Source organism: Bacillus sp. G16 (assembly GCF_021282335.1).
In the GTDB taxonomy this organism is placed as follows: domain Bacteria; phylum Bacillota; class Bacilli; order Bacillales; family Bacillaceae; genus Bacillus; species Bacillus inaquosorum.
Genome location: NZ_JAJSOZ010000016.1, coordinates 1 through 15,346 on the forward strand (window position 1 = coordinate 1; position 15,346 = coordinate 15,346).

A 15,346-nucleotide genomic window follows, 5' to 3' on the forward strand; every position below is an offset into this window, starting at 1 on the left:
TACCCACGTGTTACTCACCCGTCCGCCGCTAACATCAGGGAGCAAGCTCCCATCTGTCCGCTCGACTTGCATGTATTAGGCACGCCGCCAGCGTTCGTCCTGAGCCAGGATCAAACTCTCCGATAAATGGATCACAGGTTAAGTTCACCGCGTTCTGCGGCGACACCTGTGTGACCTGCATCGTGCAGGCCTTAGTTTGACTGACTACGCACATCGCTGTGCGATTTATTTAAAAATGAATTAACAGGTACGTTTTGTCTTGTTTAGTTTTCAAAGATCATTCTGTTACTTACTTCTCAATGAAGCAGCTTTACTAATATAACATTTGGCTTCTTTTTTGTCAACAACTTTTTTTCAAATTGTTTTGAAGCTTCTTGTTTTGTCTGCTGTTCATCAGCGACGTTTAATAATATAACACCTGTATTCATTTATAGCAATAGTTTTTTTAAAAAAATCTATAAAACAAATAAACTATAATCTTCGTCATGGTATCTGTCGCGTATTTATCATATAACTATTTTAAAAGAACATCTATTCAGTAATGCAATCTTGTTGTTTTTTTCTTTTTCTTGTATAGTAGAAACGAACTAAATACTGATGACCACAAGGGGAGCATTAAAGCTGAGAGTGAGCGGTTACGTTCTGACCCTTTGAACCTGTTAGTTAACGCTGGCGTAGGGATGTGGCAAAGTCAAATGAATTGCAGATTGTAAAGCAGTGCGTGGAACTTTTCTCATCCTTCCGCGTACTGCTTTTTTGTTGTCCTTTTGGTTTGTCTATTGATGGAAGGGGATTTTTATGAATCAATCTAAGCAACTGGTTCGCCTTATTGAAATTGCAATTATGACTGCGGCGGCTGTTATTTTAGACATCGTCTCAGGAATGTTTCTCCGTATGCCTCAAGGAGGCTCGGTCTCCATCATGATGATTCCGATCTTTTTGATTTCGTTTCGGTGGGGTGTCAAAGCAGGCCTTACTACCGGTCTGCTGACAGGCCTTGTTCAAATAGCGATCGGAAACTTATTCGCACAACATCCTGTTCAGCTATTGCTAGATTACCTTATCGCGTTTGCAGCTATCGGATTAAGCGGATTTTTCGCTTCTTCTGTCCGTAAAGCCTCTGTATCAAAAACAAAAGGGAAACTGCTTGTTTCAGTAGTCAGCGCAGTTTTTATCGGCAGTTTCCTGCGCTATGCCGCACATGTCATTTCAGGGGCTGTGTTTTTCGGCAGCTTCGCTCCAAAAGGAACGCCTGTATGGATTTATTCTTTAACTTATAATGCTACCTATATGGTTCCTTCATTCATCATCTGTGCAATTGTCCTTTGTTTATTATTTATGACAGCACCGCGTTTGCTCAAAACTGACAGAGCTTAACGAGAAACCCCCAGCGCAATCCGCTGGGGGTTGTTTTTTGCTATCTGTTAAGGACTGTTTTCAAAGCAGGAAGATCCGGCCAGCCAAACCCTATTTCTTTCAGCCTTTCTCCTGCAATTTCAAAGCTGTCCTCCGCTTCTCTTTCAGGGGAATAGGACTGATAAAATGTAATTGAGGGGTTCTTCTCCATCACCCAAACAAACATGCTCGAAAAGCCATGATGAAGCAAAAACTCTGCTCCTTTTGCTAAGAGCGCTCTCCCTGCCCCTTGCCGCTGATGTTCTTCTAAAAGGTAAATAGCGTATAGCTCGCCGTCATAGCCTTTTTGTTCAGAGCGGATAGGTCCAAATGAAGCAAAGCCGAATATCGAACCTTTTTCATCCTGAGCGACAAATACACCCTTTAACGAGCGGCTTTTCCATTTGTCTTCAAATTCCTTATAATTCAGACTGTTTAAGTAATCAGCCGGGACAATTCCGCGATATGTTGTCCTCCAGCTGTCCACATGCACCTTTGCAATGTCCTTTATATCTTCTACCTTTGCTTCTCGTAAGATTACCATCTGCTGCTATCCTTTCCGCAGTCATTATTCTGGTTTTTGGACCGTTTTTGCTTCTTTTATTTCATTTGTTAATTCGTTAATGCTTTGTTTTACGTTTCCTTTTCCTGAAAAGTTCTCAATCATTTCTTTTACGTCAATTCCCGACGATGCTTTCAAGCTTTCTTGCAGGCTTGACATTAAGTTTGTCGCATAGCTGGTTACTTTGTTGGCGCCGCTTGATTCACCGCTTCCACCTGTATCAACAACGGTGATTTTATCAATATTTGAAAGAGGTGCAGCAGCTTGTTTCGCGTATTCCGGAAGCATTTTTACGATCATGTCGAAGATCGCAGCCTGCCCGTACTGCTCGAAGGCAGCCGCAATTTTCTCTTTTGCTTCCGCTTCTGCCAGACCTTTTAGGCGGATAACCTCAGCTTCTGTTTCCCCTTTCGCTTTTTCAGCTTCTGCTTTTGCCAGTCCGTCAATTCTGACTTTTTCCGCCTCAGCCTTCGCCATTGCTTCTATACTGTACTTCTTGGCATCGGCTTCCGCGAGCTGTTTGGCTTTCTCGGCTGCTGCGGACTGCTCGACTGAATAACGGTCTGCATCGGCTTTTTTCTTTACCTCTGAGTCGTATTGGCGTTCACGGCGAAGAATTTCTTTTTCTTCCAGTTCTATTTGTTTTTGGCGTTCGATAATTTTAACCTGCATTTCCTGCTCTGTGACTTGCTGGCGCGCCCTGGCAGTCTCTAAATCATATGCCTGGTCGGCATTCGCTTTTGCCGTATCTTGTTCTCTGCGGTATTCAGCCATTTTGAGCTGATTGATTTTTTCAGCTTCAGCGATTTCTGTCGCCCGTTCAAGTTCTGATTTTTTTGCATCTTTGTCCGCTTCTGCCCGCTTAATCCGGGTTTCTTTATCAGCCTCTGCTGTTGCGATATCAGCATCACGCTTTACCTGGGCAATTCTCGGTTTCCCTAATGATTCAAGATAACCGTTTTTATCACGTACATCTTTAATGGTAAAGGAGACAATCACAAGCCCCATTTTCGCGAGGTCCTGTGAAGCGACACGCTGCACCTCTTGAGAAAATTTCTCCCTGTTTTTATAGATTTCTTCAACTGTCATTGAGCCGAGAATGGAACGAAGATGGCCTTCTAAAACCTCTCGCGCTTCCTGCTCACGATCTTCTTTTGATTTTCCTAAAAATTGTTCGGCCGCTGTAGCGATTTCTCCTATAGAACCGCCGATTTTAATAATCGCAGTTCCATCGGCCATTACAGGCACTCCTTGTTCTGTATAGACTTCAGGTGTCGAAACATCCAGTTTGCTTGATAATAGGCTTAGCGGCTCTGCCTGCTGGAAGACGGGAAGAACAAAGGTTCCTCCGCCGCGGACGATTTTAATACGGTTGCCGCCTTCATCGACATGAACGTTTTTATTGCCGAGATAGCTCCCCGTTACGATTAACGCTTCATCAGGCCCTGCCGTACGATACTTTGTGATAAACACGGCTATTAGTGCAATTAATAAAAAGAATACAACTCCGATGACAATTATAATCGGCATTGTCATATCACATTCCTCCTTGTTTTATATAGGTTCATGCGGAGTAACCGAAAGAACTCCGTTGTTGACATCTACAACTAAAACCGTTGTTCCGTAACTGATCTGCTGATTCTCAAAGCTGACCGCTGACTTCGAGATGGTGCCGCCTATCCCTTCAATGACCACTTCACCAAACCCGTCAACAGGAACAGCTGTAATCACTTTACCGACTCTTCCTTTTAGATCAGCTTCTTTATAAGCCAAAGATTCTTCAGCGGATGATAATGGTACGAGTACAAAGATGTGAAGCAATGTCACCAGAATGATCGAAAGGATGCAAGATAAAAACGCGAGCAACAGGCTGGACAGGGGCAATATAAGCTCGCCTATATATCCGCCTGCTGAAAAACATGTGAAAAATGCGAGCACCAATGTCGGATTAAGAAGCGGAATGCCTTCTGACATCCCTGCAAATACATCCCCGAAAAATAGAAATAACAGCGTAAGACTGCCCGCAATAATAAGCGTATAAAGATAAATTGTTTGTATAGGAACGCCCAATAACTCCAAATGCCTCATCCTTTCCTCATCAATGCATTGATGAACGGCTGCCGTTACCATTTATACGAGACACAATGGAAGAGGTTTCAAAATTTTTAGATAAATACTCCCTGTTAAGTGCTTTATAAATGATAATTGCTTATATATATGGTAATGTCATTTTAGGAGGAGATATGATGAGTATCTTTAATGAAGCCAGATTAGAAACGTGGAACGAAGTGAAAGGACTTTCTGACGAAAAGCTGAATCAAAAGCCTTCTGCTGAAGAATGGAGCATACGTGAAGTTCTTGACCATTTGAAAAAAATCGATATGGCCGCACAAAAAATGCTGAAGGAACGTGTAAAGGAAGCTCCTGTTAAAGAAGTTGAAGAAAAACCGCTTGAGACTGCACAGGACAGAAACAATAAACGGAAAGCTCCGAGTCACCTTGAGCCTGAGCATGATTTTATTTCAGGCAGTCAAATGAAACGCGAGCTTGATGTAGTGAGAGAGCAGCTGACAGCTGCAATTGCCTCTCTGAAAGAAGAAGATCTTAAGAGAGTGCTTCCGCATCCTGTGTTTCAAGAGCTGACTGTCAGACAGTGGATCGATTTTATCGGCCACCATGAAAAACGGCACCTCAGCCAGATTAAAGAAATTAAAGAAAAGGTAGAAAGGGTCTGATTTGATCAGACCCTTTCTGCTTTTCGTTTGACTTTCCGCTGATAGGAATGAACTTCTATTTCATCACCTGCATAAACAGCACCGGGTCTCTCAACAATGCAGACAATCCCTCTTATGCCCAGTGCGTGTCGGACGAAAGCAGGCGCCAGCTTCGGCTTATCCGGATAATAAGATTGAATGACTTCGCCCGGCTGGATACACGGATCATTTTCTCCCTCACACAGCAAAGCGGCTCCGCTTGGGAAAATGAGCCGGCTTCCTTCTTTTAATGATGTGAAATCATGTATGCCGCTGACTGCCACATTCGCCCCAAGCCATTCCGGCAAAATGCTCGGCACTCCCATTTGTAAAGCAATTTGATCACATTCCTCTATTGATACAATAGAAATTTGTCTGCGGTTGAAAATTTCTGTCCCTTTTGAAAACATCGGTTCTCTGGCTCCCGCTTTTTTGGTCAGGCCAAAATGCAAGTCGCCGGGGATGCCGCCATAATCAAAATCAAGCTTGTCCATTTGCTTTGTTACGAAACTTTCTGTATCTGCGATATATAAGCCTTCCGTTCTTGCAGTCATACGCTTCCACATCAGCCGGTACCTTCCTTCTTCTCTAAAATTTCCATCTATGCTTCATTATCCAAAAAAAATCCCGCTCTGTAAATGAGCGGGACATCGATTATACTGTTTTAGGTGTAAGGTTAAAGCAGCGCTTGTAGATCCAATTGTATGCTTTTTCATTTAAATCTCTAGGATTTCCGAAGGTTTGCGGATCTTTCATTGCTTCTTTTGACAAGCGTTCGATCATATCAGGTGATACTCCCTGCTCTTCTAAAGTCGGTACTTCTAAATCTTCAACAAGGTCATACATCCAATTGACAGATGCTTTCGCAGCTTCTTCTGTTGTCATATTGCTTGTATCAATACCAAACGCTTTCGCAATACGTGCAAACTTCTCAGGATAGCCCTTCCAGTTGTACTCCATGACAGGGCCCATCATCGCAGCCACACATTGACCGTGAGCGACTGGGATAATACCACCAAGCGTTTGGCTCATCGCATGAGCCGCGCCCGCTGATTCACTGCCGTAAGAAAGACCTGCAAGCATCGCAGCCTGCGCCATTCCGTATCTTGCTTCCAGATCCTCTCCGTCAGCAAATGCTCTTCTAATGTAATGAGCGGCATATTCAATCGCCATCAAGGCAACTGCATCCGTAATTGGCTGCGCAAATTTCATAGTATAGCACTCAATGGCATGAGCAAGCGCATCAATTCCCGTCATGGCTGTTACATGCGGAGGCATTGAAATATGAAGCTCAGGATCAATGATGGTCAGGTGCGCTGCGATCAGCGGACCGCCCGTGTTGAATTTGAATTCTCTTTCTTCATCTGTGATAACCGCCCACTGGGTTACTTCCGATCCTGTTCCGGCCGTTGTCGGAATTGTCGTCAGCGGAGGAATGCGGTTTTCCAGCGGTTTTTTTCCATCTGCCGCTTCATAATCAAGCACGCTTCCTTCGTGAGTTGCTTCTACTCCGATTGCTTTCGCTGTATCCATGGAGCTTCCGCCTCCAACTGCCACTAAACCATTACAGTTCTCTTTTTTGTATAGCTCAGATCCTTCATTCACCAGACGGACAGGCGGGTTTGGCTCTACTTTATTAAAGAGCACCACTTCAATGCCTGCTTCTTTAAGTGATTCGATAACAGGATCAGCGACGCCGGCTTTATAAATCCCAGGGTCTGTGACAAGAAGTGCTTTTGAAACACCCAGCGCAGCTACTTCTTCACCCGTATGCTTGACGGCTCCGATTCCGTGCTTAATCACAGTCGGAATTTCAAATGTGTGGAATTTTTGCATGCTTTCTACTTTCATATTTAATGTCATCATTAATCTCCCCCTCTTATGAATTGAACCAATTAACCGCTGCTGGTTTTGTATTGCGATACACATGTTTGACTTCTGTGTATTCTTCAAGGCCCATTTTTCCAAGCTCGCGTCCGAACCCGGATTGCTTATAGCCGCCCCATGGCGCCTGCGCAAAATACGGATGGAAATCGTTAATCCAAACGGTTCCCATTCTCAAGCGGGCTGCTACGCGTTCACACTTTTCAATATCTTTTGACCATACCGCTCCGGCCAAGCCATAGATGGTATCATTTGCAAGCGTGATTACCTCTTCTTCCGAGCTGAAGGTTTCGACCGTCAATACAGGACCGAAAACCTCTTCCTGAACGATTCTCATGCCAGACTTGCAGTTAGAGAAAATAGTAGGTTCATAGAAAAACCCGTTTTGCAGCGCAGGATCTTCCGGGCGCTTGCCGCCTGTCTCCAGCTTTGCGCCTTCTTGTATTCCGATCTCTACATATTTTTCTACCTTTGCCCTGTGCTCTGCAGAAATAAGCGGGCCGCTTTCTGTCTCTGCGTGAAAACCGTTGCCGAGTTTTATGCGCTTTGCCCGTTTGACAAGCTCTGCTAAAAACTGATCGTGAATGGCATCTTCAACAAGCAAGCGGGAACCGGCAGAGCATACTTGGCCGGCGTGGAAAAATACAGCGTTTAATGCCTGATCAACCGCAACCTCTAAATCCACGTCCTTGAAAACGATATTTGGATTTTTCCCGCCCAATTCAAGCGCGATTTTTTTGACATTTCCGCTTGCCGCCTGCATGATTTTTTTGCCTGTTTCGATTCCACCCGTAAACGAAATCAAATCGACGTCTTTGTTAGCGGCAAGCTCGTCGCCCACTGTGGCTCCCGGTCCAAGGACAAGATTCGCGACCCCTTTTGGAACACCGGCTTCTTCCATTAGCTTAAAGACTTTGATTGTCGTCAGCGGCGTGATCTCACTCGGCTTCATGACGATCGTATTTCCTGCAGCCAGTGCAGGCGCGATTTTCCAGCTCGCTTGCAGGAGCGGATAATTCCACGGAGTGATCTGGCCGCATACCCCGATTGGCTCTCTGATGATTTTGCTTTCCGAATCAGGGATCGGAGATGAAATGATCTCTCCGCCATCTTTGTCCGCCAATCCGGCGTAGTATTGAAAAACATTGGCGATATCGTCCATATCGGCCTTACTTTCTTCGAGTGTTTTTCCCGTATCAAGAGATTCAAGCTCAGCCAGTTCATCAAGATCGCGTCTGATTAATTCCGCAATTTTCAGAACAATATTCCCGCGTTCAAGCCCAGATAGAGATGGCCATTCTCCTTTGTCAAATGCTCTTCGCGCGGCTGCGATTGCCTTGATGGCGTCCTCTCGCCCTCCCTCGCTTACGGTTGCAATTTCTTCTTGATTAAATGGATTGATAATGCTTCGGATCTGCTCTTTTTCGGCACTGATCCATTCTCCGTCAATGTATAATGTTTGACTCATATAAGCCTCCTTGACGTAAATAAAGTTTGTTAAATAAAAATTTAACGTTTTTAACAACCTTAATCTAACACATGGTTTTTAAACTGTCAAAGCCCCATCTTGATTTTTCATTTTGACTTTTCTTTATGTTTCGTTAAGATAAAGAACATAAAGAAATAACTTAACGAATTTAATTTTCTAAAGGAAAAGAGGGTCAGTATGGATGAAAATCCAGAGTTTGCAACTATAGAACAGGCACGGGATCTTGTTATCGACTCCATTGCTGAAACGATGGATCTTTACGGAATTACCCGCAGTGTCGGGATCTTATATGGGACGATGTATATGAGGGATGAGATGACGCTTGACGAAATGCGTGAGGAATTGCAAATGAGCAAGCCAAGCATGAGCACAGGTGTCAAAAAGCTTCAGGACTTAAATGTAGTGAAAAAAACATTTCACCGGGGCATCCGTAAGCATACATTTGTGGCTGAAAAAGATTTCTTTAAATTTTTCACTAATTTCTTTCCGCCAAAATGGGAGCGGGAAGTTCAAGTGAATGTAGCAGCGATTGAGGAAGCTCAGGCTGATTTACAAGAGGTTTTAAGCAAGGAAGGTCTCAGTGAGGACATAAAAAATGAAGCGCTCCAGTTATACGAGCAGCTGGAAAGCTCTAAAGCCTACTATGACTGGCTGAAACGTCTTGCTGAATCGGTGCAGAGCGGGGAAATTTTTAAGTTTATACCGATCGAAACAAAGTAAAACAGAAAACGCCTGGGAAACCGGGCGTTTTTTTGTTCGTTTATATGTAATTACTACAAATTTGAAAAATACGGGAAAAACACCCCATTTACTTCCAAAATATTTGATGGTAATTTTATGTAGGTAAAATTTGTATTTGGCCATTCAGAGGAGGTGAAAAGCGGGCAGGCCTGTATATTTTATAACTTTTTAGGGGGAATTTTATTATGAAACGCAAATTATTATCTTCTTTGGCAATCAGTGCATTAAGTCTCGGCTTACTCGTTTCTGCACCTACAGCTTCTTTCGCGGCTGAATCTAAATCAACTTCCGCTCATACCGAGTCTACTATGAGAACACAGTCATCAGCTTCATTGTTTGCAACAATCACAGGGGCCAGCAAAACTGAATGGTCTTTCTCTGATATCGAATTGACGTATCGTCCAAACACGCTTCTCAGCCTTGGCGTTATGGAATTTACATTGCCAAGCGGATTTACTGCAAATACGAAAGACACGATGAACGGAAATGCTTTGCGTACAACACAGATCCTCAACAACGGGAAAACAGTAAGAATTCCTCTGGCACTTGATTTGTTAGGAGCTGGCGAATTTAAATTAAAACTGAATAACAAAACACTTCCTGCCGCTGGTACATATACTTTCCGTGCGGAGAATAAATCGTTGAGCATCGGAAATAAATTTTACGCAGAAGCCAGCATTGACGTGGCTAAGCGCAGCACTCCTCCGACTCAGCCATGCGGCTGCAACTAATCTAAAAGACCGGTTCACGCCGGTCTTTTTTGCGTTTTCACCTCCCCTTTTTTCTCTATTTCCAGTTATCTTTTTTCTTGTTTAAAATTTAAATTGACAAACACTAGAAACAGGAGTAAATTCTTGAGTGTTCAATTTCATACAAACTCTTTTACCGCTTAATCAAACACGAACGGGGGAACCAACGATTGGCTGTTTTATTAACAGCCTTGGGGTGAATCTTACTAAGTAAGAGGGGGTACTCTGAATCCCTAATCCGACAGCTAACCTCGTAGGCGTATACAGAGAGGAGGTCTATTTTCGGCCATTCTTTGCAATGGCCTTTTTTACTTCAAAAACGTTAATTTACTAAGGGAGATATGAACATTGGGAAGAATTAAAAATAAGCAATTTGCCGTGATCGGGCTGGGCCGTTTTGGCGGCAGCATTTGCAAAGAGCTGCATAGAATGGGCCACGAGGTCCTTGCGATTGATATCAACGAAGAAAAGGTAAATGCATACGCTTCTTACGCAACTCATGCAGTGATTGCCAACGCCACCGAAGAGAACGAATTGCTTTCATTGGGAATACGTAATTTTGAATATGTGATTGTTGCCATCGGAGCGAATATTCAAGCGAGTACGCTGACTACCTTATTATTAAAGGAGTTTGACATCCCGAACATTTGGGTAAAGGCGCAAAACTATTATCATCATAAGGTGCTTGAAAAAATCGGCGCTGACCGCATTATTCATCCTGAAAAGGATATGGGCGTCAAAATCGCACAAAGCCTTTCTGATGAAAACGTTTTGAATTACATTGATTTATCTGATGATTACAGTATTGTCGAGCTGCTGGCAACACGCAAGCTTGATTCAAAATCGATTATTGATCTGAATGTAAGAGCGAAGTACGGCTGCACGATCCTGGCTATTAAACATCATGGAGATATTCGTCTTTCTCCCGCACCTGAAGACATCATTCACGAACAGGATTGCCTGGTAATCATGGGGCACAAAAAGGATATTAAACGTTTTGAAAACGAAGGGATGTAGACAAAGGTGACAATTCAAAAGGATAAAGTGATCAAATGGGTTCGGTTTACACCGCCTCAAGTGCTTGCAATCGGTTTTTTCCTTATCATTATCATCGGTTCTGGGCTGTTAATGCTTCCGATTTCTACAACGAAGCCATTGTCATGGATAGACGCCCTTTTTACTGCGGCTTCCGCTACAACCGTTACTGGGCTTGCAGTTGTCGACACCGGCACTCAATTTACACTTTTCGGGCAAACGGTCATCATGGGGCTGATTCAGATCGGCGGGCTTGGATTTATGACATTTGCCGTTTTGATCGTCATGATATTAGGAAAAAAAATCGGATTAAAAGAACGAATGCTTGTCCAGGAAGCCTTAAACCAGCCGACAATCGGCGGCGTCATAGGCCTTGTCAAAGTCCTGTTTCTGTTTTCGATTAGTATTGAATTGATAGCAGCACTCATTTTATCCATCCGGCTTGTGCCTCAGTATGGCTTGGCATCCGGCTTGTTTGCCAGTCTGTTTCACTCGATATCTGCTTTTAACAATGCCGGGTTTTCGTTGTGGCCGGATAATTTGATGAGCTACGTTGGCGATCCTACAGTGAACCTTGTGATTACTTTCTTATTTATTACAGGAGGGATCGGATTTACAGTTCTGTTTGACGTTATGAAACATCGGCGCTTTAAAGCCTTTTCTTTACATACGAAGCTCATGCTGACAGGAACGCTGATTCTGAATGCGATTGCTATGCTTGTGATCTTTATTTTAGAGTACAGCAACCCTGGCACGCTTGGCCACCTGCATATAGGGGATAAACTGTGGGCTTCCTATTTTCAGGCAGTGACGCCGAGAACCGCAGGCTTCAATTCCCTCGATTTCGGAAGCATGAGAGAAGGAACAATTGTATTTACTTTATTATTGATGTTTATCGGAGCAGGAAGCGCCTCAACGGCGAGCGGCATTAAGCTGACTACGTTCATCGTGATTTTAACGTCTGTTATCGCTTATTTGCGAGGTAAAAAAGAAACGGTTATTTTCCGCCGTTCCATCAAATATCCGATTATCATTAAGGCTTTAGCTGTGAGCGTCACCAGTCTATTCATCGTGTTTTTAGGAATTTTCGCCCTGACGATCACAGAACAAGCGCCCTTTATTCAAATTGTATTTGAAACCTTTTCCGCATTCGGAACTGTCGGTCTATCAATGGGATTGACTCCTGAACTCACAGCAGCAGGAAAATGTATTATTATTGTCATCATGTTCATCGGAAGAATTGGTCCTTTGACGTTCGTCTTTTCATTCGCGAGAACAGAGAAATCAAATATTCGTTACCCTGACGGCGAGGTATTTACGGGATGATAACAAAAAATCCGGCGATTTAGGCGCCGGATTTTTTTATGATTCGATATGAGATTGATTTTGTCTTTTTTCCTGCTCCGCAATGATTTCGTTATCTTCTGCGTTATCACGGGTCACTTTTTGTGTAAGAATCGCACCGACCGCTACAAGTATCATAACAGCAATGTAGTAGCCTTTTTCATTGAGTTCCAGGTTATCAGCATTATAGAGTCCGACACTAAACAAAAATACTCCCGCAAAAAAAGTGAAATAAGCTAATACTGTAAAAGCAACCGTGTTTCTCCGTCTATATTTCTGCACCTTTGTTCCCTCCTGAAAGCATAGTCAATAAGTGATAACTTCCGTGGAATATTATACCTCAAATTCCCCGGAATGGAACAAAGAATTAAAAATACCAGTAAAAAGGTCTCAGGTTGCTTCCTTTATTTCAACAGCTGAATCATCAATCCAGCCGATGAGTTTATCATTGATTTGAAATTGGTACCATACGGACTGGCCTTTCTGCTTTTTAGATACAACCTTTATGTCCTTGCCGACGTAAGATTGGGCAGATGTCAGTTTAATGGACCGATCATCAGTAGAAGGCTTGGACCATACGTCTTGAACGGCACTGTCTTTGATAGAACCGTATAAATCCACTGATTTCAGGGATGGATTTACCTCATCGTACTCATCTAAATCGTATTTTTCTACAATAGCGCTGATTTTGTCAGCGTAGTCAGGGTCTGTAGCATATCCTGCTGTTTGCAAGGCAGTTGCCGCTTCCTTATAATCCTCAGCCTCAAGCACCGGTTTATACTTCTTTTTATTCCACGATGTGCCGCGGACAAACAATTGGGCGTGGTCATTCATAGATTCAAAAAACGTGCTGTATTTTCGAAACTTCGCGCGAATGGTTTTTCTTTTCCCTTTTTCAAATTCGTCCGTTTCCATCGTGACGTGATGGCCTTTATAATTTCCTTTTACGCCAAAAAGGTTGTTGGCCTGAGCAGCAAGCTCGCTGTTCCCCCAGTCAGATTCGAGAATGGCCTGAGCGATCGTGATGCTGGGGAGGACATGATATTTCTCATACAAAATTTGTGCATGTCCGGACAGGCTGTCAATAAATACTTGCTGTTCATCAATTTCTTCAGGTTCTTTGGATGTTTCAATCGGTTTTGATAAAGTTGTCGCTAATACAAACAGGGCTAGCGGAATCGATACAATGAAAAATAGTGAAATGAAGAGTCTACGTTTTTTCAGTTTTTTACGGGCCATGAAAACCTTCCTTCAAGTTAAAAGATTACGAATGTAAAAGAATCTACTTTTAGAATTTTACTTGCACTTCTAATATTTTTCAATTCTTTAGGGATAAAGTTGTGAAAGGATTGCAAACAAAAAACCTTTTCCCTCAAGGAAAAGGTTTTGATCATATATCAAATTTCTGTTTAAACTTTCTGAGTGCATTACGATATTCTGTATCATGTATTACTTTATGTGATTTGACAGCAGCCTTTGACAGTGCTGAAACGGCCGGTTTTTCCGGAGCCGGTTTCGCTTTATCATGCGGTTTATGAGCCAACTTGTGCCCCATACCTGTGGCGTTCATACAGAATGATAAGCAAACGAGCAGCACGCTCAGGACAAAAGAAATGAAAAAGAGATCATGATAAGCAGTCATCATAGAAACCTGCATCGTACCGCTTTGTCTGGCAGCATCTTTTTTCGTAAAGAAGCCGATGAGGATTGGAACTCCCATATAGACAAACAATCTTAAAAACTGAACAGCTGTCATTCTCTTGACCAAATCAGGCAGCGGGCCGCCCATAGCAGCTCCCATCAGCCCAGCGGCAACTGTCAGCCCTGTTCCAGCCGCAAGCATAATAAACAGCACTGCGAATATAGAGAGTGACGCTTGATCCTGCATATGCAGCCATTGAAAATTCACAAACACGAGAATGAGGCCGCCGATAATACCGAGCATCCCTGGCCCGACTCTATCATAAAACAGTGCGCTCAAAATGGCCGCGATCGCCACTCCGATTAAAAGAGTCAAGTTTAGAAGAATGAGATGCTCCTGAGAAATATCATACATTTGACGGAGCAAGCCTTGAAAAGCAGCAAGGCTGACAGCTACCGTTATCGTCCCTGTAGCTATGATAAATAAACCGAGCACCGGTTTTGGCAGCAGCATCAGTTTAATAGAAATAAAGGGGTTCTTCACTTTATATTCCACAATCAATAGAACAAGGAGCAAACATAACGTAATCCCGAAACCAGTCCATACATAACCTGATGAAAGCCCCCATTTTTGCAGAAGAATGAAAGTAACCGCTGAGGCTGCGGCAAGGCAGACAGATAAAAGGATTCCCGCACCATCTAGCGGCTGTTCTTGTTCTGCCGCCCCATGATGCTCATCATGAAGAAAGAAATAGCTCACCGCGACACCGATCAGTGACAGTGTGCCAAAGATGAAAAACAGCCATCTCCAGTGGCCGCAGCTTGTTGCAATTGTTCCTAGGATCGTACCGATGATAACAGAGCCATAAAATCCCCCGATCAGCACCAGCAGTGCATAATTCCTGCGGTCAATCGGAAATGACAGAACAAGCATAGGGATCATAATCATCAGCATGACGCCTGTAGCCGCTCCCTGTAAAAAGCGCCCTGCCGCCATCCATGCAATATCGCTCGAAAATGCGAAGAGCAGTGAGCCAAGTATAAAAACGGGTAATGAAGCCAAATAGATCGGACGGGCACCGAATTTTTTCCTCAGCAGCGGTCCTGCCGGCACTAATAAAGCAAAGGCCATATTGCCGATCAATATTGGATTTACTGATGTGAAGTCACTTGTTCCAACCGTCTTCTGAACAAGGCCTTGAACTGACGACAACGCCGTGTTAGACATCAATCCCGGCCCGACCGCTAAAACGGCAAGCAAAGAAATCACCCAATAGTGTTTTGTCTTCATGTTGTCATTCCTTCCTATATGAATACATACGAAACACATCTTTTTTTGAAAACAAAAGAAGCTAATAGATTTTGCATGCCATTAGCTTTCATTCTAATTCTCTCCCCATCAGGGGACATGATATTATTTTATGATAATATGTGAATAAATGAGCATATACTCAAACATTATTCCAAACCGATGGTGTTTTGTCAATGGCGCAAATTTCAAGCACAAAACACGAACAGCTTTGCCCGGAGCCATAGGGCTCGAACTCCACTTCGTGAGCTTCCATAACCGAGTCAATCAAAGTAAGCCATTTTAAAAGTGCATCGGAAAAATCTTTCGCCTTCTTCTTAGGTAACGACGGCGCTTTTCCGTTCACTTTTTTATTAAAATTCGAATTAATAAACATGAATAAGTTGTTGGCCGCACATTTTTTTGTGTTCACTAGGCGTTTGCCGCCTCTAAATTGTATATAGG

At 43.3% G+C, this 15,346-nt stretch carries 16 protein-coding genes, 1 rRNA gene and 2 riboswitches; of the genes, 6 read left to right on the forward strand and 11 right to left on the reverse strand.

The features are described 5' to 3' along the window. Positions 1–126 (reverse strand): 16S ribosomal RNA (locus tag LWH95_RS17055); the annotation flags it as partial. A 470-nt stretch (positions 127–596) separates the two neighbouring features. Continuing rightward, positions 597–698, forward strand: a riboswitch (TPP riboswitch). A gap of 100 nt (positions 699–798) precedes the next feature. Here LWH95_RS17055 and thiT point away from each other — a divergent pair. Continuing rightward, positions 799–1,377, forward strand: coding sequence for an energy-coupled thiamine transporter ThiT (thiT, locus tag LWH95_RS17060; RefSeq protein ID WP_003242272.1), 579 nt, complete (start codon positions 799–801; stop codon positions 1,375–1,377). 40 nt (positions 1,378–1,417) lie between these two features. On the opposite strand, the gene LWH95_RS17065 is transcribed toward thiT, so the two are convergent. The 3 genes from LWH95_RS17065 to LWH95_RS17075 are packed head-to-tail and all read right to left on the reverse strand — an operon-like array spanning position 1,418 to position 4,036. After that, positions 1,418–1,939, reverse strand: a complete 522-nt coding sequence (locus LWH95_RS17065; protein ID WP_133486266.1) for a GNAT family N-acetyltransferase — start codon at positions 1,937–1,939, stop codon at positions 1,418–1,420. A gap of 24 nt (positions 1,940–1,963) precedes the next feature. Beyond that, on the reverse strand, positions 1,964–3,493 hold the full coding sequence (floT, locus tag LWH95_RS17070; RefSeq protein WP_003242269.1) for a flotillin lipid rafts scaffold protein FloT: 1,530 nt from the start codon (positions 3,491–3,493) through the stop codon (positions 1,964–1,966). Between the two features lie 18 nt (positions 3,494–3,511). Beyond that, positions 3,512–4,036 carry an NfeD family protein gene (locus tag LWH95_RS17075; protein WP_232920069.1) on the reverse strand — a complete coding sequence of 175 codons (525 nt, stop codon included), beginning with the start codon at positions 4,034–4,036 and terminating at the stop codon, positions 3,512–3,514. A 167-nt stretch (positions 4,037–4,203) separates the two neighbouring features. Between LWH95_RS17075 and LWH95_RS17080 the strand changes: the two genes are divergently transcribed. Then, positions 4,204–4,692, forward strand: a complete 489-nt coding sequence (locus LWH95_RS17080; RefSeq protein WP_032732387.1) for a DinB family protein — start codon at positions 4,204–4,206, stop codon at positions 4,690–4,692. 5 nt (positions 4,693–4,697) lie between these two features. Here LWH95_RS17080 and LWH95_RS17085 read toward each other — a convergent pair whose 3' ends face one another. From LWH95_RS17085 to betB, 3 genes are all read right to left on the reverse strand, one after another. Further along, positions 4,698–5,276 carry an MOSC domain-containing protein gene (locus LWH95_RS17085; RefSeq protein ID WP_148982745.1) on the reverse strand — a complete coding sequence of 193 codons (579 nt, stop codon included), beginning with the start codon at positions 5,274–5,276 and terminating at the stop codon, positions 4,698–4,700. Positions 5,277–5,364: 88 nt separating this feature from the next. Continuing rightward, positions 5,365–6,573, reverse strand: coding sequence for a choline dehydrogenase (gene gbsB, locus LWH95_RS17090; protein WP_032732389.1), 1,209 nt, complete (start codon positions 6,571–6,573; stop codon positions 5,365–5,367). Positions 6,574–6,589: 16 nt separating this feature from the next. Beyond that, complete coding sequence (gene betB / locus LWH95_RS17095) at positions 6,590–8,062, reverse strand: betaine-aldehyde dehydrogenase (RefSeq protein WP_232920048.1); 1,473 nt, start codon at positions 8,060–8,062, stop codon at positions 6,590–6,592. 198 nt (positions 8,063–8,260) lie between these two features. Between betB and gbsR the strand changes: the two genes are divergently transcribed. From gbsR to ktrB, 4 genes are all read left to right on the forward strand, one after another. After that, a complete protein-coding gene (gene gbsR, locus LWH95_RS17100) occupies positions 8,261–8,803 on the forward strand; it encodes a transcriptional regulator GbsR (RefSeq protein ID WP_003242257.1) in 543 nt (180 codons plus the stop codon). A gap of 206 nt (positions 8,804–9,009) precedes the next feature. Next, entirely contained in the window at positions 9,010–9,555 is a 546-nt protein-coding gene (bslA, locus tag LWH95_RS17105; protein WP_003242255.1) for a biofilm surface layer hydrophobin BslA, read from the forward strand. 145 nt (positions 9,556–9,700) lie between these two features. Then, positions 9,701–9,849: riboswitch (cyclic di-AMP (ydaO/yuaA leader) on the forward strand. A gap of 72 nt (positions 9,850–9,921) precedes the next feature. After that, a complete protein-coding gene (gene ktrA / locus LWH95_RS17110) occupies positions 9,922–10,590 on the forward strand; it encodes a potassium uptake protein KtrA (protein WP_003242252.1) in 669 nt (222 codons plus the stop codon). A 6-nt stretch (positions 10,591–10,596) separates the two neighbouring features. Continuing rightward, on the forward strand, positions 10,597–11,934 hold the full coding sequence (ktrB, locus tag LWH95_RS17115; protein ID WP_232920049.1) for a Ktr system potassium transporter KtrB: 1,338 nt from the start codon (positions 10,597–10,599) through the stop codon (positions 11,932–11,934). A gap of 36 nt (positions 11,935–11,970) precedes the next feature. Here ktrB and LWH95_RS17120 read toward each other — a convergent pair whose 3' ends face one another. The 4 genes from LWH95_RS17120 to LWH95_RS17135 form a co-directional block, all read right to left on the reverse strand. Next, positions 11,971–12,234, reverse strand: a complete 264-nt coding sequence (locus LWH95_RS17120) for a YiaA/YiaB family inner membrane protein (protein ID WP_003242249.1) — start codon at positions 12,232–12,234, stop codon at positions 11,971–11,973. 108 nt (positions 12,235–12,342) lie between these two features. Next, positions 12,343–13,191, reverse strand: coding sequence for an exo-glucosaminidase LytG (gene lytG, locus LWH95_RS17125; protein WP_003242246.1), 849 nt, complete (start codon positions 13,189–13,191; stop codon positions 12,343–12,345). 151 nt (positions 13,192–13,342) lie between these two features. Beyond that, the gene (locus LWH95_RS17130) at positions 13,343–14,884 is read right to left on the reverse strand and encodes an MFS transporter (protein ID WP_232920050.1); all 1,542 of its coding nucleotides are present in this window, start codon (positions 14,882–14,884) and stop codon (positions 13,343–13,345) included. Positions 14,885–15,044: 160 nt separating this feature from the next. Next, complete coding sequence (locus LWH95_RS17135; protein WP_148982750.1) at positions 15,045–15,314, reverse strand: hypothetical protein; 270 nt, start codon at positions 15,312–15,314, stop codon at positions 15,045–15,047. Between the last annotated feature and the right edge of the window lie 32 nt (positions 15,315–15,346).